This window comes from Paenibacillus sp. 11B (assembly GCF_030487755.1).
Lineage (GTDB): Bacteria > Bacillota > Bacilli > Paenibacillales > Paenibacillaceae > Paenibacillus > Paenibacillus vandeheii.
In genome coordinates, this window is record NZ_JAUKNS010000004.1 from 279,216 (window position 1) to 302,231 (window position 23,016).

The following is a 23,016-nucleotide window of genomic DNA, read 5'->3' on the forward strand; positions in this document are numbered from 1 at the left end:
TAATAAGCCCGTTCGGCGTAAAAAAGGTTGACATTTTTAGTTAGCTAAAGCCAAATAGGGCATCTTAATACTGACATTTTACAATAATACCACGACCTGAATTTCAAGTCAATAGTCCTATTGCAAAAAAAATGCTCCCCTGCTTACTTTACAAATCAGGATTTAGCCTAAAGGCGTCTCTTCCAATTTTACCGCTTTGAAAATTCGGTAGCCTTTATCCTTCGTTACTTCCTCCACTCGTCCAAAGAGAGATTCCAGCTTCGCTTTTGCCGAAGGTGCTCCCTGCTTTTTCTGAATGACAATCCATAACGCCCCGCCCACCTTCAAATGGCGATACGCCTGTTCAAAGATCAAATGCACGGTTTCCTTACCCGCACGGATCGGAGGATTTGTCAGAATCGCGTCAAAGTCTTCCTTTTCAACTTCAGCCAGAAGATTGCTTTGCATAACCGTTACATTCGTTATACCATTCGCTTTTGCATTTTCCTTGGAAAGCTCAACGGCTCTCTCATTGATATCGATCATGGTGACATGTCCATCCGGTACAAGTTTAGCTGCTGTAAGACCAATTGGCCCATACCCGCAACCCACATCCAGTACATGAGCTCCAGCAGGCAACTCTATAGCATCAATCAGCACTCTGCTGCCGTAATCGATTCCGTTTTTGGAAAATACCCCTGCATCCGTAACGAGTCGTAATTTCCATCCGCGTAGCTCCGCTTCTGTAGCCCGTCTGTCATGTGCCACCTGCGGTTTGTCCGAATAATAATGATTGGACATGTCCTCACTCACTTTCCATTTACAATTACAGCAACAAACCCCTTGATATAAGTCAAGGGGTTTGTTGTTTTGTTCATTTAGCTAATGAAAGCCAAATTATTTAACTTCGATTGTAGCGCCTGCTTCTTCAAGCTTAGCTTTAACCGTTTCTGCTTCTTCTTTGCTAACTTTTTCTTTCAACGCTTTTGGAGCGTTGTCAACTACTTCTTTTGCTTCTTTCAGGCCAAGACCTGTGATTTCGCGAACTGCTTTGATAACGTTGATTTTGGAAGCACCAGCGCTAGTCAAGATTACGTCGAACTCGGATTGCTCAGCTTCAGCTGCAGCAGCTCCGCCACCTGCAACAGCTACTGGAGCTGCAGCAGTTACGCCGAATTCTTCTTCGATTGCTTTAACGAGATCATTCAGTTCCAGTACAGTCATGCCTTTGATTGCTTCCAAGATTTGCTCTTTACTCATGATTGAACCTCCATATATAATATTATTTTTTTTGTATTTCATCACTGCTAAGCAGCGTTCAGATCAAGTTGCTTACGCGCCTTGTTCTTCTTTTTCAGCAACAGCTTTAACCGCAAGCGCGAAGTTGCGCACTGGCGCTTGAAGCACGCTGAGGAGCATGGAGAGGAGACCTTCGCGGGATGGCAATTCTGCCAATGCTTTGACTTCTTCTACTCCAATTACGCGACCTTCTACGACTGCACCTTTCAATTCCAGTGCATCGTTCTTTTTCGCGAAGTCGTTCAGAATTTTGGCTGGAGCCACTACGTCGTCTACGCTGAATGCAATTGCACTAGGACCTGACAGTACTTCGTTAAGTTCTGTCAGTTCTGCTGCAGCTGCTGCGCGGCGAAGCAACGAGTTTTTCAGCACTTGGAATTCGATTCCGGCTTCACGAAGCTGCTTACGCAGCTCAGTTACTTGGGCAACGTTCAAACCGCGATAGTCAACAACAACGCTAGTAACGCTCTCGCGCAATTTTGCTGTTACTGCATCAACGGATTCTTGTTTTGCTTGAATCACTTTTGCGTTTGCCAAACTGTACACCTCCTGATCAAATTTATCCCATTAAGAAAAGCCTCCGTAGAATCACGAAGGCTTGATATATACTCATAACCGATTTGCATCGTTCTAAGTTCTATAATCACACCTCGGCAGGAAATTAAGCCAAAATGGCACCTACTGTCTACGGTAAGCATATTCAAATGTCAACGGTCAGTCACTCGGACTCACAACTTTTATAGATTATCAGAACAGGACAAGCCTGTCAAGTGATATTATCTAAAAGATGCTGCGTTCACGCGTGCTCCAGGGCCCATCGTGGAAGAAAGACTTACATTCTTCAGATAAACACCTTTTGCTGCCGCCGGTTTAGCACGAGTCAAAGCATCCATGAGAGCTTTAAGGTTCTCATTCAGTTGCTCTGCAGAGAAAGAAGCTTTACCGATCGGTGCATGAATTTGACCTGCACGATCCAGACGATATTCGATTTTACCGGCTTTGATTTCTTGAACAGCCTTGGATACATCGAAAGTTACCGTTCCGGCTTTAGGGTTAGGCATCAGACCTTTACCGCCGAGCAGTCGGCCCAATTTACCTACTTCACTCATCATGTCCGGTGTCGCTACGCAGACGTCGAATTCGAACCAACCTTGTTGGATTTTGTTGATCATGTCTGCATCACCAACATAGTCCGCGCCAGCCGCTTCCGCTTCTTTCGCTTTGTCACCTTTTGCAAATACCAATACGCGTTGTGTTTTACCTGTGCCGTGTGGCAAGACAACAACACCACGTACTGCCTGGTCTTGTTTACGTGGGTCAACGCCCAAGCGTACTGCTGCTTCGATCGTTTCATCGAATTTTGCAGTGGCTGCCTTTTTCACAAGCTCTACAGCTTCTGAAGGCTCGTAAGTTGCTTCGCTGTCAATCAGCTTGGCAGCTTCCAGGTATTTTTTACCGTGTTTAGCCATGTTATATTCCTCCTTTGTGGTGTTAGCGGATATACCTCCCACATCAACCGGCCGCGAATCGGCCGGCTTTACGAAGCCATGTTTCAGATGAAAAATTAGTCTTCGATGGTGATACCCATGCTGCGGGCAGTACCTTCGACCATACGCATTGCAGACTCAACGTCAGCAGCATTCAGGTCAGGCATTTTTTGTTCCGCGATTTGACGTACCGCATCACGTTTAACGGTAGCTACTTTTTTCTTGTTCGGTTCGCCGGATCCTTTTTCTACTTTAGCTGCCACTTTCAACAGAACTGCTGCTGGTGGAGTTTTAGTAATGAAAGTAAAGGAACGGTCTTCGAATACTGTGATTTCAACAGGAATAATCAATCCCGCTTGATCGGCTGTACGAGCGTTGAACTCTTTACAGAATGCCATGATGTTGACACCTGCTTGACCCAAAGCTGGACCTACCGGAGGCGCTGGATTCGCTTTACCTGCTGGAATTTGCAGTTTTACCATTTTGATTACCTTTTTTGCCATGATTGACACCTCCTTGCAAAATAGTGGTTAACGGGCCTCTCAGCCCTCCCACAAGAAACTTGAAGAAACTATATCTTCTCCACTTGCGTGTATTCCAACTCAAGCGGTGTTTCCCGTCCAAACATGTTCACGTGCACTTTCAACTTGCTTTTGTCTACCAAGATTTCTTCCACGGAGCCCACAAAATTCGCAAAAGGACCAACTTTAATACGTACGGATTCCTTAATATCGAATTCAATTTTAGGCTTCGGCTCAACCATGCCCATATGCTTCAGAATTTGTTCCACTTCTTCAGGCAGCAAGGCTGTTGGTTTGGACCCGGAACCTGTCGAACCGACAAATCCCGTAACACCTGGTGTGTTGCGAACAACATACCAAGAGTCATCCGTCTGGACCATTTCGACCAAGACATAACCGGGGTAAACTTTACGCATAACGGTTTTTTTCTTACCGTCTTTGTTCACCACTTCTTCTTCCATAGGAACAAGAACGCGGAAAATCTTGTCTTCCATGCCCATGGACTCTACGCGTTTTTCCAAATTGGCTTTGACCTTATTCTCATACCCTGAATAGGTATGAACGACGTACCATCTTTTTTCCATATCAAGCCACCTGGGACCCTTCTTAAATAATCGCTTCGATCACAGCGGAGATGCCGATATCAACGACCCAAAAAAACAGCGTCATAACCACAACAGTACCAAGAACGATCAATGTGTAGTTGGTCAGCTCTTTACGATTAGGCCAGCGAACTTTTTTAAGTTCAGCCCAGCTTTCAGAGAAAAAGGAAATCAGAGATTTGAAACTACGTTTCACGCCGACTACACCTCCAAAAAACTATCTGGTTTCGCGATGAGAAGTCTGCTCGTTACAAAACTTGCAAAATTTCTTCATCTCCATGCGGTCGGGGTGATTACGCTTGTTTTTCGTCGTAGTGTAATTTCTTTGTTTGCAATTCGTACAAGCCAAAGTAATAATTACCCGCATGATGTACACCTCCCGAAGACTTCCACATTGAAGCGGAGTCTCTAAATTGATCCTAAAAAAAAGCCGCGAATTTAGGCCTACCTAAAACACTTTATCATATGGGTATAACCCTGTCAATGAAAGATTAGCCTCTCATCAGTGGGTAAAAGTTCCTTGCCAACACATTTGGTTTCGCATCTCTGTTTTTTCTCTTCTCCTGCATGGACCAAGCGATTACTAGTATAATCATTCTTTTACTTTATAAACTTAAGGCAGCAAAAAAAGACTCAAACCCCGAGCCTTTTCCGTCAACGACAACATGTGTTCAATTATCTCGAACTTCCAGGTACTTTTCAAGTTTGCGCTTCACGCGCTGAAGTGCATTATCAATGGACTTCACATGCCTGTCCAAATCCACTGCAATCTCTTGATAAGATCTCCCGTCCAGATACAACATCAATACTTTACGTTCCAGATCACTCAGAATCTCAGACATCTTATCTTCCAGGCCCACAAACTCTTCCTGATTGATGATAAGCTCTTCCGGATCGCTGACCTGTGTTCCACAAATCACATCGAGTAACGTACGATCGGACTCTTCGTCATAAATAGGCTTGTCCAGTGATACATAAGAATTAAGCGGAATATGCTTCTGACGTGTTGCTGTCTTGATTGCCGTAATAATCTGTCGTGTAATACACAACTCGGCGAAAGCTTTGAAAGAAGCGAGCTTGTCCCCTTTGAAATCCCTAATGGATTTATAGAGTCCAATCATTCCTTCTTGAATGATATCCTCCCGGTCAGCTCCAATCAGAAAATAAGATCTTGCCTTGGCGCGTACAAAGTTACGATATTTGTTAATCAAAAACTCCAGCGCTTCGCTTTCACCTTCACGGACCGCTTCGACAATGTCTTCGTCACTTTGGTAATCATACTTGGATAACATGATATCTTTGAGGTCGACACTCACAGACAATCCCTCCGGCTGCAACGCAAGGTACCCCGTTACTCTACTCTATGAAATATAGGATCAGTATATATGATGGTACCTCACACCGTCAACCACGCTCTGCCTAAAAAAGAACATCAATAACATAATTGTCAAGAGTTTCAAAATTCTAATTTCTGTAAAACCGTGCTGTTATTCCCGGCGCCATCGCTCAAACTGCTTCAAAACATCCGGACTTAACTTCCCGCCGAGCGTATTTCGCGTTGCTTTAGCCTGATCTTCTTCCAGACGTTTCTGTAACTCTTTTTCGTTCTGCTCTACTTCGATGAGCAATTCCCTTGCGGATACACGCAGAGCTCCCTGTCCAAAAATAACATGCTGCTCTACCATATCACTTGTAGCCACATAGATTTGGCGTCTTCGCGTGCTTAGTTCCCGAACGAGTCTCTCAATGCATTCGTCTGCCGTCTCTCTTTCCTTTGTGAAAAAGATCTGTACTTTGCTCTGTGTAAAGGATTTACCGAGTCCAGGCACGAGGTAGGCGTCAAAAACAACAATGACTCTCAAGCCGGAGAATGCCTGATAGTCGGCTAGACGAGAGAGAAGCCTGTTGCGGGCCTCCTCCAGCCCACTCTCCGCCAATCGGGATAGCTCCGGCCAGTCACCAATCATGTTGTACCCGTCTACAAGAAGCACATCACGGGAATCAGCCATATCTTCTAGTCCTGCGCTTGGCGCGAGCGGAGCACTTCATACATGACAACCCCCGCTGCCACAGAAGCATTCAGGGAATTAATCTGTCCTTGCATCGGCAATTTGATCAGCACATCACATTTTTCACGAATGAGCCGTCCCATCCCTTTGTTCTCGTTCCCAATCACGAGGGCTACCGGGCCTGTAAAGACTCCGTTCCCAAACACGCTCTCCTGAGCAGCAACATCCGTACCCACAACCCACACGCCCTCTTCCTTAAGACGATCGATGGTTTGACCGAGATTGCTTACACGAGCAACTGGCACGTACTCTACCGCACCTGCAGATGTTTTGGATACGGTCACTGTAACTGCAGCTGAGCGCCGTTTGGGTACAATGACACCATGGGCACCTGTGCAGTCGGCCGTCCGCAAAATCGATCCAAGATTATGAGGATCTTCAATCTCATCCAGCAAAATCAAAAATGGATGTTCATTTTTTGCAGCCGCTGCAGCAAGAATGTCTTCAACCTCCACATAAGCGTAAGGTGCCGCTTGTGCCACCACTCCCTGGTGTTGAACGCCCGGGACCGTCTGATCCAGTTTACGCTTGTCTACATGCTGAATGACAATACCCAGTTTTTTCGCTTCCGTGATAATCGGTTGAGTCAGATGTTTTTGCGCGGTATCTGCAATCCATATTTTATTAATGGTCCGGCCTGAACGCAGCGCCTCCGTCACGGAGTGCTTACCGGCGATCCATTCTTCTTCCATCTTTATTCGATCCTCTCTATAACGCCTTGTAATTTACTACGCCATGATCAGCGTACCTTACAGAGCGATTTTGTTGTAATTAGTATTATTTTGTAGGTAATTGCGAATTTTGTTCGGCATGCTCGATACCCTGACGAATCAGTTCAATCATGCGATCATGCCGACCACTGCTATACAGGTAACCGATCAGACACTCTAAAGCTGTGGCATGTCTATATTCCAAAACGTCTGCGTTTTTGGGAATACTGCCGGACTTGGCATTACGACCTTGTCTGACAATGTCACGTTCTTCCTCGGTCAGCTCAGCCTCAATACCTGTGAGAATACGGCTCTGTGCCTTCGCCGATACCAAGCCTGTCGCACTACGGTGCAGATGGTTGGGGCGCATGTTGGCTTTAGATAACAGATACTGTCGTACGGCTACCTCATATACCGCATCCCCAATATAGGCAAGAGCAATAGGTGGAATCAACCGTGCAGGCCGAGATGGGGGATAAGGAAACCATCCCCCTTGGTCAACTTGCAGAGACTGTTCATCTGGCTGTTGTTCCTTCGGTTGCTCGACATGCTCGACAGATTCAGACAACTTATTCAGTTGTTCCTCGCTCATTTGCGCCGCCATCTCATTCCTTGAGCCGTATCCTCAAGCAAGATACCCTGCGCAGACAGTTCATCCCGAATTTCATCAGCACGTGCCCAGTTTTTGGTCTTACGTGCTTCGTTACGTTCTTCAATTAGACGATCAATTTCTTCGTCCAAGAGTTCTGGTTCCGCCTCGGTATAAATGCGAAGCACCGCATTCAGCTCACTGAACAATTCCAACAGGGCACGAATGTCCGCAGCATTAACCACATCTTGCTGCAGCAGTTGGTTAGCTTCCCCAGCCCACTCAAACAGCGCCGTGATTGCATCAGGCGTATTGAAGTCATCCTGCATTTTTTGATGATACTGCTGACGAATTTGCTCCAGCCTAGCAGCGAACTCTTCCGACACAGCCTGGTCCACACTTACAGCCTGCAAGCGATGTTTCAGGTTGCCCACGCTATTGGCGATCCGGTCTACACTGTTCTGCGCCTGCTCCATCGTATCTTCCGTAAAGTTCAACGGATTGCGATAGTGAGTAGACAACATGAAGTATCGAATGGCTTCGCGTTTGTATTGATTTCGAAGGTCTTTAACAAGCACACCGTTACCGAGTGATTTCGACATTTTTTCATTATCAATACGGATAAATCCATTATGCATCCAGTAGTTTGCGAGCGGTTTGCCCGTCAACACCTCGGATTGAGCGCATTCGCACTCATGGTGCGGGAACTGCAGATCCTGTCCTCCACCGTGAATATCCAGCGTGTCCCCCAGATACTCCCGTGCCATGGCAGAGCACTCAATATGCCAGCCTGGACGACCATCCCCCCACGGACTGGACCAGAAGATCTCACCCGGCTTCGCAGCTTTCCAGAGCACAAAGTCTTCCGGGTGCTCTTTGCGCTCATCTACACCAATGCGAATTCCAAACTGTAATTCCTGAAGGTTTTGCTTCGACAGTTTGCCATACTCTGCGAATTTGCCTGTGCGATAATATACATCACCGCCATTTTCATAGGCAAAGTCCTTTTCAACCAGCTCACGGATAAAATCAATAATGAGCGGCATGTTTTCCGTCACTCTAGGATTACTGCTTGCCTTTGGAATACCCAGCCCTTCGAGGTCTTCGTAATAAGCCGCAATAAACTTCTCGGCGACATGAGGAACATCCGTCCCAAGCTGCTCGGCTTTACGAATGAGCTTGTCATCGACATCCGTGAAGTTCACGACATAGTTCACCTCATGACCGGTCTGTTCCAGGTATCCGCGAACCGTGTCGAAAAAAATAACCGGACGTGCATTTCCGATATGAATGTAATCATATACCGTTGGCCCGCACACATACATTTTCACTTTTCCTGGCTCTTGAGGAACAAAATTCTCTTTGGTACGACTCATCGTATTGTAAATTTGAAGCGTCATAGTCACTTTCCTTTCATCCGTTTTCATCATTATTCTATTGTACCACGGGAAGACTCACTTTCACGGGTACTCTGCAAAGTACGCACTTCTTCACGCAATCGTTCGATTTCTTGCTGCATGCTACGCAGGGAGTCGATGACCGGATCGGGAAGCTGTTGATTCAGACGGTCCACCCGGCGCCCATCCTGCTTCACGATTCTGCCCGGTATGCCTACAACGGTGCTGTTTGAGGGGACTTCCTTCAGCACAACCGAGTTCGCACCAATATTGCTTTGATCCCCCACACTGAAGGAACCAAGCACCTTCGCCCCGGATGATATAACCACATTATTGCCAATTGTCGGATGTCTCTTCCCTTTTTCTTTACCCGTTCCGCCAAGCGTTACCCCCTGATAAATGACAACATCATCCCCAATTTCACACGTTTCCCCAATTACGACTCCCATGCCATGGTCAATAAACAGCCGATTGCCAATGGTAGCCCCAGGATGGATTTCGATGCCTGTCATAAAACGGCTGACCTGTGAAATGAAGCGGGCGAAAGAAAACCATTTCCGCTTGTATAAAAAGTGTGCCATCCGGTGCGCCCATATCGCATGCAGCCCCGAGTAGGTAAATACAACCTCAAACCAACCCCGGGCCGCCGGATCGTTTTCAAACACCGCCTGGATATCTGATCTGATCTTCTTGAACATGCTCGTTCCCCTCTTGTTCAGGTCTTCGTCCTCCGGCTTACCGGATGGCGCGGCCCTCATGGTAGTGTACTTCCGACTCGACCTAAACAGAAAACGCCCCTGCAGCTATTTAAGCTGCAGAGGCGTTTATCGCGGTCCCACTCTGCTCGGTTCATGCCTTAACATACAAGAACTGAGCAGCCTGTTATAGCTGCTTCATATCCTAGCACAAGAATGAACCCTCAACAGTTCCGTAACGGGAACCAACCGTCACAACCTATCCTGACGTTTTCCTCTCTTCTACAAAACAAGAGGCGGGGCCGGATTCGGCTGTGCAGCTCACGGGTGCATTTCGACTGGCGGACAGCGGATGGCTCACAGCCACCGCAGTAAAGAATCTTGTTCTCTACTGCAGGACCATCCTCTCTGAATCTGTCCGGTTCAGCCTACTTCTCCCGGTCTTTGCTGTTTTTATGATGAATGATAAAATCATACCATTTAACCTTTGTGTTGCTATTATAGCGAAAAGGTTATGGACTGACAACAATCTTCCTTCATATCGGTCTGAACGAAGCTCCACCCTTAAGTCCAAAGCAGACTAAAACAGGGGTACTCTTACGCGCCTTTAACCTGAGCATGCAATCGATCAATAACCGTATCGCGACCAAGCAATACAATCGTTTGGTTTAGATCGCGGCCATGAGTCTGTCCTGTCAGAGCAACACGGATTGGCATAAACAGCTGTTTGCCCTTAAATCCGGTCTCCTTCTGAACTTCCTTGATCAGCGCAGCCATCTTGCTTGGTGTAAATTCGTCGCTTGCCTGTACCTTATCAGCAAATGCTTTCAGAACGGTTGGCACCTGCTCTTCAGCCAGTACAGCGGCCCCTTCACTTTCCAGCTCCATGTGGGAACGGAAGAACACTTCCGACAATTCCACGATATCGGAGGCAGAATTCATCTGTTCCTGGTAGAGGTGAACAAGCGTATATGCCCATTCTTTCTGTTCCGGAGACAGCTCAGTCGGAATACGTCCCGCTTTTTGCAGATGGGGAATCGCCATTTCGGCAATGCGATCCGGGTCCGCATTTTTGATGTAATGGTTGTTCAAGTGAGCCAGCTTATGGGTATCAAATACCGCCGGGCTCTTGGACAGACGCTTCGTATCAAAAATGGAGATTAACTGCTCCTGCGAGAAGATCTCTTCTTCTCCTTCAGGCGACCAGCCAAGCAGGGAGATGAAGTTAAACATTGCTTCCGGCAAATAGCCGAGCTGATCATATTGTTCAATAAACTGAATAACAGACTCATCCCGTTTGCTCAGCTTTTTGTGGTTTTCATTCACGATCAGCGTCATATGACCGAATTGCGGAGGTTCCCAGCCAAGCGCTTCATAGATCATCAGTTGACGCGGTGTGTTAGAGATGTGATCCTCTCCACGCAGGACGTGAGAGATCTTCATCAGGTGATCATCCACAGCAACTGCATAGTTGTACGTGGGAATGCCGTCTTTTTTCACAATAACGAAGTCGCCGGATTCCTTGCTGTTGAATGAGATTGTACCTTTTACCATATCATCAAACGTATATGTCTGTTCTGTCGGTACACGGAAACGAATACTTGCCACACGGCCTTCCGCTTCAAATGCACTTTGTTGCTCCGGTGTCAGATCACGGTGTTTGCCCGAATAACGCGGTGTTTCTCCACGAGCTGTCTGTTCCTCGCGTTCTTGTTCCAGCTCTTCTTCTGTGCAATAACAGCGGTAAGCCAGACCTTTGTCCAGCAATTCCTGCGTATATTTACGATAGATGTCCAGACGTTCCGTCTGACGATATGGTCCGTACTCTCCGCCGACATCAATACTTTCGTCCCACTCGATTCCGAGCCATTTCAGGTATTTCAGCTGGCTTTCTTCACCACCGGCAATGTTGCGTTTCACGTCCGTATCCTCAATACGAATAATGAATTTGCCGTTATTATGTTTGGCATACAAATAGTTAAACAGCGCTGTACGGGCGTTCCCGATATGCAGGTGTCCCGTTGGACTTGGCGCGTAACGCACGCGAACTTCGGTGCTCATAATATCCCCTCCGTCTCTAATTGGTTGATAATATCACACGCGAACAAGGCAAACAACCGATTGGGCTGCTATGCCCTCTCCCCGTCCGGGGAATCCCAGTTGCTCTGTTGTTGTCGCTTTGACATTCACCTGAGTTACATCCGCTTCCAGTGCCTTGGCAATAATCTCGGCCATCTGCGGAACGTAAGGTGCCATCTTCGGTTTCTGTGCAATAATGGTTGAATCGATGTTCCCCAGACGGTATCCGCGATCCTTCACCAACTGCCACACATGCTCCAGCAGTTTCAGGCTATCGGCATCCTTGAACTCCGGATCGGTATCCGGGAAGTGTTTGCCAATATCCCCAAGCGCAAGCGCACCAAGAATAGCATCACTAATGGCATGCAGCAGCACGTCTGCGTCCGAGTGGCCCAGCAGTCCTTTTTCATAAGGAATCGTCACCCCGCCAATAATGCATGGGCGTCCCTCTACCAGCTGGTGTACATCAAATCCTTGTCCTACACGTATCATCGCTTCTTCTCTCCCCCCAGGATAAACGCAGCGTATTCCAAATCTTCCGGTGTCGTTAATTTGATGTTCGTATAACTGCCTTCCACAACCTTGACCGACATTCCCTGGCGTTCAGCCAGCATCGCGTCATCCGTTCCGAGAAATCCGTCCCGTTCCGCCGATTCGTATGCGAGCACCAGGGAAGAAAGACGAAAAGCCTGCGGGGTTTGAATGCTCCACAGACTGCTGCGGTCAGGCGTCGCCGTAACGATTCCCTCCGCATTGACTTGTTTGATCGTATCCTTCACTGGAACGGCCAGTACAGCTGCTCCACCCGACATGGCCGCCTTCATACACCCCATAATCTGCTCACGGTTTATAAAAGGGCGTACCCCGTCGTGAACGAGGACCCAATCCGTCCCCAGTGCCTTAAGGCCTTCGTGGACAGAATGCTGTCTCTCTTTCCCTCCGGGGATGACACGGACACGTGATTCCAGTCGGTATTCTTTTACCCAATCCTGGCAGCGTTCAACATCGGCAGATCCTGTGACCAGCACCATTTCGCTGACCTCGTCCAAAGCCGCAAACACTTCGAGCGTATGTATGAAAACGGGCTTGTCCTGCAGCAGCAGAAACTGCTTGCTCTCGGTCGTTCCCATCCGGGTCCCTCGACCTGCTGCCACAATGACAACGCCCCACCCTTTATCCATGCCGCAATCCCTGCCTTGTCTGTCAGTTTATCGTCTTAAGATACAAAATATCTAACTTTCGATATAAAATATCGTTAAACGATACACTACCCATCATACCGCTTTATTGGGCTTTTTCCAACAGTTTCGGCTTGGCAAAAATCATTCGTCCTGCTGACGTCTGCAGCACGCTGGTCACCAGCACTTCCATCATCATGCCGATATACTCGCGTCCGCCTTCCACAACAATCATTGTGCCATCATCCAGATAAGCTACACCCTGACCATGCTCCTTGCCATCCTTGATAATCTGCACCATAATCTCCTCACCCGGTAATACCACCGGCTTAACAGCATTGGCAAGATCGTTGATGTTTAACACGGATACTCCTTGCAATTCGCAGACCTTGTTCAGGTTGAAATCGTTGGTGACGACTTTACCCTGAAGCACCTTGGCGAGCTTGACCAGTTTGCTGTCCACTTCGGAAATTTCCTCGAAATCTCCTTCGTAGATGAGTACTTTAACATCCAATTCCTTCTGAATTTTATTCAGTATATCAAGCCCTCTGCGTCCTCTGTTTCGCTTGAGCAAGTCCGATGAATCAGCAATGTGCTGCAATTCCTCCAGAACGAATTCCGGGATTACAATCGTGCCCTCAATAAATCCGGTTTTGCATATATCTGCGATGCGACCATCGATAATGACACTGGTATCCAAAATTTTGTGCTCTTCCAGACGTCTTTCCTCGTCCACCTCGGGATGACCCCAGCGTCCTGACATCCAGAATGCCGCCAGATCGTCTTTCTTTGCCATGGCAAGCATATAGCCTGCATAGCTACTTACGACCGTCAGTGCCACCTGCAGCACTTCTCCAGCCGTCCCCAGCCATGCCACACAAGGATATAAAAGCAAGGCTATCAGTAAACCAGCAACGGTACCAGCGGCACCTGCAGCCAATTCATTCATCGGCACCTTTGCTAGAGAATCAATCCCATTCTGCAGTCTGGTTGCCATTAATGTTCCACCGATGTTGCATACAGACATAAACATTACTGCTCCTAATAGCGTTGCTACCCCAGCCCCTAACAGTCCTGCTGACTGAATCCATTCAGCCATCCAAGGGACAGATTTTCCTGCCAGATGATATGCCGTGTAGCCGAACCATGCACCGCACAATCCTGTAAAAGTTAAAATGCCTTTTTTCCACATAAGTCCCTGCACCTCCTTCAATATATCTTCATCTTTATATCCAGTATGATCCAATTCCCGGATTGCTAATCCCGCTTTACAAGAACTTTTTGGAAATGTTGAAATCGTCAGTTGAAAGAAGGTAAATTATTGGCATATAATGAATTCAATTCATATCCCGAGGTGAGTAGCAAAATGAGTACGCTAAGTTTACAGGCTTTTCAGGATCAAGTTTCCGAGCTGTTGCTGCGTCATCGCAGCCTGATTGATGTACTGTCCAAAACGGGACAAGCCGGAGCTTCTGTCAATCGTGCCGTATCCAAGGCCATTACCGAATGCGGCTGCATTGAGCTGCACGCCACCAAGCAGAAATATGCCCCGGAGAGCGATATCGCTCAATCCAAAGGGCTGCTGGAAACGCATGTGGAAGGTGAATTGTGCGAGAATTGTAAAGAGGTGATCAGCTCTGAACTGGGGCGGAACCTGTTTTATATGTCGGCTCTCTGCAATCTGCTGGACATCAACATGGAAGAAGTCGTAAATCACGAGTCACAGAAATGTTCGACGTTAGGGATGTTCAATTTGTCGTAAACAATACGTATTTCGTTGCAAATGGTTAAGTTACCTTATAGATTTGGAAAACAAAAATAAGCACGCATTCTCCGTTCAGGAGCGTACGTGCTTTCTTTGTATTGTTTGGATATAGGAGACACCGACCGACTTCCAGAATGATGGAATGCCTAGCGATCGGAAGGACGTGAAGACTTCTCTTCTTTACGCTTTTTGGCGCGGTTACGTGAGGCTGCCGTCCGCACATTATGCTTCATTCCATATAGAGCGTATAACACAAGTGGAATAAAGATCAATTTGGATAGTTGTTCTGGGAACATGACCGCCACCACTACCGCAAAGACGATAACCCATGGTGCAATCCAGATCGCTTTACGCGGCAGACCAACCTTTTTGAAATTGGGATATTTCAGCGAACTTACCATCAGATATGATAACAGCAGCGTCGCAATCATCATACTTACAGGACCGATATCCTTGTTAAACAGGGACAGTGTAGCCAGTACACCTCCGGCTGCTGGAATCGGCAAGCCTGTGAAGTACCCGGGGATACCGGGGCGAACATTAAACCGGGCAAGACGGATGGCACCACAAATGGGAAAGCTTGCGGTTGCGATCCAGGCAAGAACCGGAGTTGCATCCTGAAACGAGACCATGAATATAATCAGGGCCGGAGCTGCACCAAATGACACCATGTCAGACAAAGAATCCAGCTCTTTACCAAATTCACTCTGGGCATTCAGTGCCCGTGCTACACGACCATCGAGGCCGTCAAGCAACATCGCAATAATGACCAAAATAGCAGCCAAACTATAATTCCCATCAATTGCAAGCAGGATTGCCATCATTCCAAGAAACAGATTACCCAAGGTAAAGAGATTCGGAATGAATCTGGTTAACATCGTTGTTTCACCTCATTATTTTCAAGCCGTTATAGGCAAACCCTTACATCTGTCTGTCAATAAACATCTGCTCCTGCAAACGCTTGAGACCTTCCTTAATAGTCCGGGCGCGTACCTCTCCAATCCCGTCCACTTCGTCCAGCTCTTCAATTGTAGCCATAATGACATGAGGCAATTGTTCGAATTGACCCACCAGGTTATGGATAATGACATTCGGCAGGCGGGGGATCTTATTTAATACCCGATATCCGCGAGGCGCAACCGAATCTTCGGAGGTAGCCGCTGACGAAGGGTATCCCAGCAGACGTACAATATGATGTGCATCCAGCAATTCATCGTCCGACAATCTTTTCAGACCCACGATAATCTCACGGATTTTGTCATCACTGTCAACACGGGCATAGTCCTTATACAGCAACCAGGCTTCCTCTTCCGTTGTACCAACGAGTTCCTCCATCTGCATGGAGATCAGACGTCCCTCGTTGCCGAGTTCATGAATGTAACGTTTGATTTCCGTTTTGATGCGCATAACCATTTCTGTACGCTGAATGACATTCACCACCTCAGGAATCGTGACCAGTTCCTCGAACTCGGAGGCACTCAGATTCGTAAGGGACTGTGTCAATACAGCTTTGTATTTCTCCAGGGTTTGGATCGCTTGATTCGCTTTGGTCAAAATAACCCCGATTTCCTTGAGGGAATACCGTAGTGTTCCTTGATATAAGGTGATAATATTCCGGCGCTGCGATATAGATACGACTAATTTACCTGTTTGTTTCGCGACACGCTCAGCCGTCCGGTGACGGATCCCCGTCTCAGATGAAGAGATGGATGAGTCAGGAATGAGCTGAGTATTGGCGTATAGAATACGCTTCAAATCCTCGCTAAGGATAATGGCACCGTCCATCTTGGCGAGTTCATACAGATAGTTCGGAGAGAAATCACAGTTAATCGAGAATCCTCCATCCACCACTTCCATCACTTCAGGGCTGTATCCTACAACCAGCAGTGCACCCGTCTTGGCGCGCAGCACGTTCTCCAGACCTTCGCGGAAAGGTGTACCTGGTGCGATCAGCCTTAACAATTCGTTCATATTATCCAGTTGGCTCGAATCTTTCATCTTGTTATGCCCCCTAATCTAAAGCAACCGCTAGTGCATCTGCCACGGTATTCACACCGATCAGTTGTATCCCGCGAGGATGTTTCCAGCCCTTTAAGCTTTTTTCTGGTAAAATAACACGCTTAAAGCCCAATTTCTGAGCTTCTTTCACCCGTTGTTCAGCCCGTGAAACAGCCCGAACCTCACCCGTCAAACCGATTTCGCCAAAGACGACGTCATCCGGTTTGGTCGGTACATCCCTCAGACTGGATGCAATGCTGACCGCAACCGCCAAATCGATAGCTGGTTCATCCAGCCGCACGCCCCCAGCTACATTTAGATACGCATCCTGTGTTTGCAAAAACATGCCCATTCTTTTCTCAAGTACAGCAATAATGAGGTTCAGCCTGTGATGGTCTATCCCTGTGGCCATGCGACGTGGGGAAGGAAAGTGTGTAGACGAGATGAGCGCCTGCAATTCCACGAGCAGAGGACGTGTGCCCTCCATGCTGGCAACTACCGTAGAACCCGCTACACCAAGCGGACGTTCCGACAGGAAGAGTTCTGAAGGGTTACCCACTTCACGAAGTCCTTCTTCACCCATCTCAAAAATGCCAATCTCATTGGTCGAACCAAAACGGTTCTTTACCGCACGTAAAAGGCGATACGTATGATGCCGCTCTCCTTCAAAATAAAGAACACAGTCCACCATATGTTCCAGCATACGTGGACCGGCAATGGCGCCTTCTTTCGTAACATGCCCCACAAGCACGGTTGCAATGCCTCGGCCTTTGGCGATCCGCATGAACCGTGACGTACATTCCCTTACCTGAGCTACACTGCCGGGTGCACTGGTGACTTCTGGCAGATATACAGTTTGAATGGAGTCGATGACAAGAAAATGCGGCTGGATCTGCTCCACCGCTTCCTCGACCCGCTCCATATTGGTCTCACACAATACATATAACTCAGGAGACAGCGCACCCAAACGGTCAGCACGCAATTTGGTTTGCTTGACTGACTCTTCACCCGAGACATATAACACACGCAAACCTGAATGGGTCAAAGCATGAGATGTCTGCAACATCAACGTTGATTTTCCAATTCCGGGGTCTCCGCCCACCAGAACGAGAGATCCCGGAACAATTCCGCCGCCCAAAACCCGATTCAGCTCTTCAATTCCAGTCTGTACACGCGGTTCCTGACCGCTATCTATATCTATGATGGGAAGTGGCTTATCTTTACTCTCAAAGAGAGGGGAATTTCTCCCTTGTGTTTTGACCACCGTTTCGGTTTCTTCCACCATTGAATTCCAAGACTGACAACCCGGACATTTGCCGTACCATTTGGGGGCTTCATAGCCGCATTCCGTACACTGAAACTTGGTTTTAACTTTGGCCACTTCAGCACTCCTAGGATTTATTTTATAACAGCATTTTGCATTTTTCGACGAATTTTGCCCTATATGCCCTGACGTGTAGGGTTAATAAAAGTTTACCATTGTTTGAGATTTTTCGTAAAGGATTATCGCAAACTTTACACATGTTCGTAGCAGTTCAAATGTCGTTTTGATAAACAACAGAGCTTTCGGGCTCTAACTGGTCCAAAAAACACAAAAAATCCTTCCCAGCTAAAGCCAGGAAGGATTTTTGTTTTATGCATCAGAATCAGTAAACTGATTAAGGGTCACTTATTTTGTTTCGATTTCCTCATTGGAAGGAACTACAACGTCTTTTTTCGTTACAGACAATGCTCCGTTCTCTTCGTCAATAAGCAACGAATCTCCTTTGACCACATTACCTGTGAGCAACTCTTCAGACAATTTGTCTTCGATATGCTTCTGGATCGCCCGACGAAGCGGACGAGCACCATAGGCTGGATCAAAGCCTGCTTTGGCAAGGAAATCCTTGGCATTGTCAGTGAGCTCGAAGTCGACCTCATACTCACGCAGCCGTTTACGAAGCTCTTCACTCATAAGGGTAACAATCTCAGCAATGTGTTTCTCTTCAAGAGAGTGGAACACGATAATTTCATCAATCCGGTTAAGGAACTCAGGACGGAAGCTTTTCTTCAGCTCATCCATCACTTTACCCTTCATGTTATCGTAATCCGCACCTGCATCCACAACTGCTGTGAAGCCCAGTGTAGAGTTACGTTTGATCGCTTCTGCACCGACATTGGATGTCAAGATGATCAACGTATTACGGAAGTCCACGACGCGACCTTTGGAATCAGTCAGACGGCCATCTTCAAGGACTTGCAGCAAGATGTTGAATACTTCCGGATGTGCTTTCTCGATTTCATCGAGCAGGACGACGGAGTAAGGTTTACGACGAACTTTCTCTGTCAGCTGTCCACCTTCTTCGTATCCCACATATCCCGGAGGCGCTCCGACCAGTCTTGAAGTGGAATGCTTCTCGCCATACTCGGACATGTCAATCCGGATGACTGCATTCTCATCTCCAAACATGGCTTCTGCAAGCGCTCGAGCCAGCTCGGTTTTACCTACCCCAGTAGGACCAAGGAAGATAAATGAACCCATCGGACGTTTTGGATCTTTCAATCCAGCACGGGCACGACGAACTGCACGGCTGACGGACTTCACAGCCTCATCTTGGCCAATGACACGTTCATGCAGAATCGATTCCAAAGTCATGAGACGTTGTGTCTCTTCTTCTTTCAGCTTGTTCACCGGAATTCCAGTCCAGTTGGCTACCACTTGCGCAATATCCTCAGGCGTTACTTCCGAATCCGTGCGGCCTTGTTTTTCTTTCCATTGGTTCTTCGTTACATCCAGCTCTTCACGGATTTTTTGTTCCGTGTCACGCAGAGCTGCTGCTTTTTCGAACTCCTGGCTTTGTACCGCTGCGTCTTTTTCCTTACGGATATCTTCGAGACGGCTTTCCAGTTGTTTGAGGTTTGGTGGGATCGTGTAAGAGTTCAATCTTACTTTGGAACCCGCCTCATCAATCAGGTCGATCGCTTTGTCCGGCAGGAAACGGTCTGTAATGTAACGATCAGACAGTTTAACCGCCTGTACAATCGCTTCATCGGTAATTTTAACCCGGTGATGCGCTTCGTAACGGTCACGCAAGCCGTGTAAGATCTGAATTGCTTCTTCTGGAGAAGGCTGATCTACCGTAATCGGTTGGAAACGACGCTCCAGAGCAGCATCCTTCTCGATATATTTGCGGTATTCATCCAGTGTTGTTGCACCGATGCACTGCAATTCTCCACGGGCCAAAGCCGGTTTCAAAATGTTCGAAGCATCGATTGCACCTTCCGCTCCGCCTGCACCAATCAAGGTATGCAATTCGTCGATGAACAGGACAATGTTACCCGCTTGGCGAATTTCATCCATAATTTTTTTCAGACGATCTTCGAATTCACCACGATACTTTGTACCTGCAACAACGGAACCCATATCCAAGGTCATGACACGTTTGTCACGCAAAGTCTCTGGAATTTCGTTGGCGATAATTTTTTGTGCAAGTCCTTCAGCAATCGCTGTTTTACCTACACCTGGTTCACCGATCAGTACCGGGTTGTTCTTGGTACGACGGCTGAGTACCTGGATGACACGCTCAATTTCTTTGCTACGTCCAATAACCGGGTCCAGGTTGTTCTCTCTCGCATAAGCCGTGAGGTCACGTGCCAGACTGTCCAGCGTTGGTGTGCTGACATTGGCAGGGGTTCCATTATGACTGGATACGGCTTCACTGCTGCCCAGCAGTTGCAGCACTTGTTGACGTGCCTTGTTCAGGCTGATACCGAGATTGTTCAGCACACGTGCTGCAACCCCTTCGCCTTCACGAATTAATCCGAGCAGGATGTGCTCAGTGCCTACATAGGTATGACCCAATTTACGGGCTTCATCCATAGACAATTCAATTACTTTTTTCGCACGAGGCGTATATGCAATGTTCGTAGGTTGCTCTTGGCCACGGCCAATCAGCGTTTCTACTTCATCTTGAATTTTTTCCAATCCGAGTCCCAGGCCGATCAGCGCTTTGGCTGCGATGCCTTCGCCTTCACGAATGAGGCCGAGCAAAATGTGCTCTGTACCGATGTTATTATGACCAAGACGGACAGCTTCTTCCTGCGCCAATGCGAGCACCTTTTGGGCACGTTCCGTAAATCTTCCAAACATCATATCTCCTGCACCTCCATGGTTTTGGATAAAACGGGGGCTGTTGAAAGAATCCCGCCGTATTCTTCATATCATTTTTGTTTGCAGCCGTGCTGCGAATAAAATCATTCAGCATTTATTATAAAATGCTTTATTATATAAAGCCGCAGATGCGACGTGAAACCTTTGTTAATAACTCTTGTTAGCCTAAGACTGATTGGCTGCACTAATCGTATCACGGATCAACTGAGCACGATAAATGTCACGCTCATCTGTCCGCATGTCTTCCCCAAATGTTTTCTGCAAAAAGCCCGGCTGGGTCATCACATTCAGCTCGTTCATCACGGTTATGGACAAGCCGTCCAACAAGCCGAGATCTACACCAAGTCGAACATCAGACAGACGCTGTGCAGCTTCCTTTGAGTCGACGATAGCTGCATGGGACAGAATGCCGTAAGAACGCATAACTCTGTCGGTAATCCGCAATCTGGAGTCGGTAATTAACCGCTCTCTGGCGGTACGCTCATGCCCGATCATTTGTAACACAACACTATGCAGGTTATCGATGACTTCATGTTCTGTCTGCCCCAGTGTGATCTGGTTCGAGATTTGGAACAGGTTGCCCATCGCCTCACTGCCTTCACCGTAAATTCCTCGTACAGTCAGTCCGACTTGGGAGACTGCGCTTAGAATGCGGCCGATCTGCTGTGTCATCACCAGAGCGGGCAGATGCATCATGACAGATGCTCTTACACCTGTACCTACATTCGTAGGACAGCTGGTTAAATATCCTCTGCGGTCATCAAAAGCATAATCCACATGCGCTTCAAAAGCATCATCTATGGCGGAAGCTTTCTCCCAGGCTTCTTTCACCTGGAACCCCGGATAGAGGCACTGGATACGAAGATGATCCTCTTCATTAATCATAATACTGACAGACTCATCCTCACTGAGAATAACAGCACCATTTCTGGATTCGTTCGCAAGACTGGGACTGATCAGATGTTTCTCCACCAGTACCCGTTTGTCAAGGTCATCGATATCAGTCAGATCCAGGGTATGAAAATCTCCAAAGGCATGAACGTCGTCGTATTGAAGTACCTCGCTCAGCTTATTCAGCACTTCTTCCGATTGCTCATTGGAAGCCAGCATCGGAAACGGATAATGCTGCAGGTTGCGTGCGATCCGGACCCGGCTGCTAATCACAATTTCGGAATCAGCCGCATCACTACGCATCCAGTCGCTGAGCGCCTTCTCTGTAAAACGCAGATTAGACATTACGCATCCCTCCTACTCATCACAAACTTTACTCCTGAGCTATTTCTTTTTCAAGTTCCCTGATCTGATCACGAATTTGAGCTGCTTCTTCAAACTCCTCTTGCGTGATGCTCTCCTGAAGATCCCGTTTCAAATCAGCAATCTGTCTTTTGACCTTGATGCGACCACCTGCTCGTGCAGGCACTTTACCCACGTGAGAAGTGCTGCCATGAACCCGTTTGAATAGCGGGTCTAAACGACTGTCAAAATATTTATAACATGAACTACAGCCAAAGCGGCCGATTTTGCTAAACTGTGAATAGGTCATGCCGCATTCTTCACAACGAAGGGATTGCGCAGGTGTAGCTCCCGCACTTCCATTCTTGCCTGAGGGTTCAAAATCAAGCAACCCGGACAATAGGTTGTGAATGGAAAAACCATTGGATGTTCCGGGAATCATTTCCCCTTTTTCACGAGCACATGACTCACAAATATGGAATTCCGTCTTTTCTCCGTTCACGATCTTGGTGAAATGGAGTGTAGCCGGACGTTTGTTGCATTCTTGGCACAGCACAATGATGTACCCCCTTGATCCCGATAGTTTTCATTTACCGAGCAAAGATATTAACATCGCCTTTAACATTCTGGCACGAATTTGATCCCGGTAAGGAAGTTTGACCAATATAATCTCTCTCGATACAGCTGCCCGCATCAACCCGGCTTCCCTTTTGCTTAAGAAACGTGCTTCTTCCAGTTGGTAAATCAGACCTTCGGCAGCTGTCTGCCCGATCTCATCTCCAATACTATGGTGCAAATGGTTATGCAGAGCCGAGTGAGCCGGCAATTCAATCCGCTGTATGCGAACATAACCGCCGCCGCCACGTTTACTCTCTACAAGGTAACCTTTTTCGAGTGTAAATCGGGTGCTGATGACATAATTGATCTGGGAAGGCACACATGAAAATTGGTCAGCCAGATCATTACGTTGAATTTCGACCATTCCTTCGGGACTTTCATGCAAAATACTCTTCAGATATTGTTCGATAATATCAGAGATATTACGCATCCAATCATCCTCCACTGTCTGAAACGTTAAGTCAATAAGGACCCACACGCCCCTACAGAGTACACCTTCTCAACCCATTTAACCAATTTAACCAATCAAGGAAACAGCGAAACTGATCTTTCATGGTCGTTTACAGGAGAGCGAAGGACGCTCGAAGGTCCTTTAATATTGCCTATATCCGCTGATGTGTACTACCTTCAAAATGGCTCCCATCACC

Annotated in this window: 26 protein-coding genes and 1 other annotated feature; of the genes, 1 reads left to right on the top strand and 25 read right to left on the bottom strand. The window is 47.4% G+C overall.

Features of this window, described 5'->3' with window-relative positions; genetic code table 11:
* Positions 1-162 precede the first annotated feature (162 nt).
* From Q0V21_RS18180 to Q0V21_RS18265, 18 genes are all read right to left on the bottom strand, one after another.
* Entirely contained in the window at positions 163-780 is a 618-nt protein-coding gene (locus Q0V21_RS18180; protein WP_301879982.1) for a class I SAM-dependent methyltransferase, read from the bottom strand.
* A gap of 96 nt (positions 781-876) precedes the next feature.
* Positions 877-1,239 (bottom strand): 50S ribosomal protein L7/L12, encoded by a 363-nt coding sequence (gene rplL / locus Q0V21_RS18185; RefSeq protein ID WP_079348933.1) that lies wholly within the window; start codon positions 1,237-1,239, stop codon positions 877-879.
* A 72-nt stretch (positions 1,240-1,311) separates the two neighbouring features.
* Positions 1,312-1,815 carry a 50S ribosomal protein L10 gene (gene rplJ, locus Q0V21_RS18190; protein ID WP_079348932.1) on the bottom strand — a complete coding sequence of 168 codons (504 nt, stop codon included), beginning with the start codon at positions 1,813-1,815 and terminating at the stop codon, positions 1,312-1,314.
* A 23-nt stretch (positions 1,816-1,838) separates the two neighbouring features.
* Positions 1,839-1,987, bottom strand: a sequence feature (ribosomal protein L10 leader region).
* 67 nt (positions 1,988-2,054) lie between these two features.
* Positions 2,055-2,747, bottom strand: coding sequence for a 50S ribosomal protein L1 (gene rplA, locus Q0V21_RS18195; protein WP_024633597.1), 693 nt, complete (start codon positions 2,745-2,747; stop codon positions 2,055-2,057).
* A gap of 95 nt (positions 2,748-2,842) precedes the next feature.
* A complete protein-coding gene (gene rplK / locus Q0V21_RS18200) occupies positions 2,843-3,268 on the bottom strand; it encodes a 50S ribosomal protein L11 (protein ID WP_024633598.1) in 426 nt (141 codons plus the stop codon).
* Positions 3,269-3,336: 68 nt separating this feature from the next.
* Entirely contained in the window at positions 3,337-3,870 is a 534-nt protein-coding gene (gene nusG, locus Q0V21_RS18205; RefSeq protein WP_024633599.1) for a transcription termination/antitermination protein NusG, read from the bottom strand.
* A 22-nt stretch (positions 3,871-3,892) separates the two neighbouring features.
* A complete protein-coding gene (secE, locus tag Q0V21_RS18210) occupies positions 3,893-4,084 on the bottom strand; it encodes a preprotein translocase subunit SecE (protein ID WP_024633600.1) in 192 nt (63 codons plus the stop codon).
* 21 nt (positions 4,085-4,105) lie between these two features.
* Positions 4,106-4,255: a 50S ribosomal protein L33 gene (gene rpmG, locus Q0V21_RS18215; protein ID WP_072735843.1), complete on the bottom strand. Its 150-nt coding sequence runs from the start codon at positions 4,253-4,255 to the stop codon at positions 4,106-4,108.
* A gap of 304 nt (positions 4,256-4,559) precedes the next feature.
* Positions 4,560-5,204: an RNA polymerase sporulation sigma factor SigH gene (sigH, locus tag Q0V21_RS18220; RefSeq protein ID WP_024633601.1), complete on the bottom strand. Its 645-nt coding sequence runs from the start codon at positions 5,202-5,204 to the stop codon at positions 4,560-4,562.
* A 171-nt stretch (positions 5,205-5,375) separates the two neighbouring features.
* A complete protein-coding gene (locus Q0V21_RS18225) occupies positions 5,376-5,897 on the bottom strand; it encodes an NYN domain-containing protein (protein ID WP_024633602.1) in 522 nt (173 codons plus the stop codon).
* A 5-nt stretch (positions 5,898-5,902) separates the two neighbouring features.
* Complete coding sequence (gene rlmB / locus Q0V21_RS18230; RefSeq protein WP_024633603.1) at positions 5,903-6,649, bottom strand: 23S rRNA (guanosine(2251)-2'-O)-methyltransferase RlmB; 747 nt, start codon at positions 6,647-6,649, stop codon at positions 5,903-5,905.
* 85 nt (positions 6,650-6,734) lie between these two features.
* Entirely contained in the window at positions 6,735-7,259 is a 525-nt protein-coding gene (locus Q0V21_RS18235; RefSeq protein WP_301879985.1) for a Mini-ribonuclease 3, read from the bottom strand.
* Positions 7,256-8,656 carry a cysteine--tRNA ligase gene (cysS, locus tag Q0V21_RS18240; protein WP_301879986.1) on the bottom strand — a complete coding sequence of 467 codons (1,401 nt, stop codon included), beginning with the start codon at positions 8,654-8,656 and terminating at the stop codon, positions 7,256-7,258. The genes Q0V21_RS18235 and cysS overlap by 4 nt, the downstream gene beginning before the upstream one ends.
* Before the next feature lie 29 nt (positions 8,657-8,685).
* Positions 8,686-9,351, bottom strand: coding sequence for a serine O-acetyltransferase (gene cysE, locus Q0V21_RS18245; RefSeq protein ID WP_079348929.1), 666 nt, complete (start codon positions 9,349-9,351; stop codon positions 8,686-8,688).
* Positions 9,352-9,945: 594 nt separating this feature from the next.
* Positions 9,946-11,409: a glutamate--tRNA ligase gene (gene gltX / locus Q0V21_RS18250; RefSeq protein ID WP_301879987.1), complete on the bottom strand. Its 1,464-nt coding sequence runs from the start codon at positions 11,407-11,409 to the stop codon at positions 9,946-9,948.
* Between the two features lie 33 nt (positions 11,410-11,442).
* On the bottom strand, positions 11,443-11,919 hold the full coding sequence (gene ispF, locus Q0V21_RS18255) for a 2-C-methyl-D-erythritol 2,4-cyclodiphosphate synthase (RefSeq protein WP_024633608.1): 477 nt from the start codon (positions 11,917-11,919) through the stop codon (positions 11,443-11,445).
* Positions 11,916-12,608, bottom strand: coding sequence for a 2-C-methyl-D-erythritol 4-phosphate cytidylyltransferase (ispD, locus tag Q0V21_RS18260; protein ID WP_079348927.1), 693 nt, complete (start codon positions 12,606-12,608; stop codon positions 11,916-11,918). Before ispD ends, ispF begins: the two co-directional genes overlap by 4 nt.
* 103 nt (positions 12,609-12,711) lie before the next feature.
* Positions 12,712-13,797, bottom strand: coding sequence for a PIN/TRAM domain-containing protein (locus Q0V21_RS18265; RefSeq protein WP_079348926.1), 1,086 nt, complete (start codon positions 13,795-13,797; stop codon positions 12,712-12,714).
* Positions 13,798-13,971: 174 nt separating this feature from the next.
* Between Q0V21_RS18265 and Q0V21_RS18270 the strand changes: the two genes are divergently transcribed.
* Positions 13,972-14,367 carry a nucleoside triphosphate pyrophosphohydrolase family protein gene (locus Q0V21_RS18270; RefSeq protein WP_024633611.1) on the top strand — a complete coding sequence of 132 codons (396 nt, stop codon included), beginning with the start codon at positions 13,972-13,974 and terminating at the stop codon, positions 14,365-14,367.
* Between the two features lie 149 nt (positions 14,368-14,516).
* Here Q0V21_RS18270 and pssA read toward each other — a convergent pair whose 3' ends face one another.
* The 7 genes from pssA to Q0V21_RS18305 all read right to left on the bottom strand — a co-directional run bounded on the left by pssA (position 14,517) and on the right by Q0V21_RS18305 (position 22,799).
* Positions 14,517-15,248 carry a CDP-diacylglycerol--serine O-phosphatidyltransferase gene (gene pssA, locus Q0V21_RS18275; protein WP_301879988.1) on the bottom strand — a complete coding sequence of 244 codons (732 nt, stop codon included), beginning with the start codon at positions 15,246-15,248 and terminating at the stop codon, positions 14,517-14,519.
* Positions 15,249-15,291: 43 nt separating this feature from the next.
* Positions 15,292-16,368 carry a DNA integrity scanning diadenylate cyclase DisA gene (gene disA / locus Q0V21_RS18280; RefSeq protein ID WP_079348924.1) on the bottom strand — a complete coding sequence of 359 codons (1,077 nt, stop codon included), beginning with the start codon at positions 16,366-16,368 and terminating at the stop codon, positions 15,292-15,294.
* Between the two features lie 13 nt (positions 16,369-16,381).
* Entirely contained in the window at positions 16,382-17,749 is a 1,368-nt protein-coding gene (gene radA / locus Q0V21_RS18285) for a DNA repair protein RadA (protein ID WP_079348923.1), read from the bottom strand.
* 288 nt (positions 17,750-18,037) lie between these two features.
* Positions 18,038-20,500 carry an ATP-dependent Clp protease ATP-binding subunit gene (locus Q0V21_RS18290; RefSeq protein WP_024633615.1) on the bottom strand — a complete coding sequence of 821 codons (2,463 nt, stop codon included), beginning with the start codon at positions 20,498-20,500 and terminating at the stop codon, positions 18,038-18,040.
* 183 nt (positions 20,501-20,683) lie between these two features.
* Complete coding sequence (mcsB, locus tag Q0V21_RS18295; RefSeq protein ID WP_301879989.1) at positions 20,684-21,754, bottom strand: protein-arginine kinase McsB; 1,071 nt, start codon at positions 21,752-21,754, stop codon at positions 20,684-20,686.
* 28 nt (positions 21,755-21,782) lie between these two features.
* The gene (gene mcsA / locus Q0V21_RS18300; RefSeq protein WP_079348920.1) at positions 21,783-22,307 is read right to left on the bottom strand and encodes a protein-arginine kinase activator protein McsA; all 525 of its coding nucleotides are present in this window, start codon (positions 22,305-22,307) and stop codon (positions 21,783-21,785) included.
* 30 nt (positions 22,308-22,337) lie between these two features.
* Positions 22,338-22,799 (bottom strand): CtsR family transcriptional regulator, encoded by a 462-nt coding sequence (locus Q0V21_RS18305; protein WP_024633618.1) that lies wholly within the window; start codon positions 22,797-22,799, stop codon positions 22,338-22,340.
* Between the last annotated feature and the right edge of the window lie 217 nt (positions 22,800-23,016).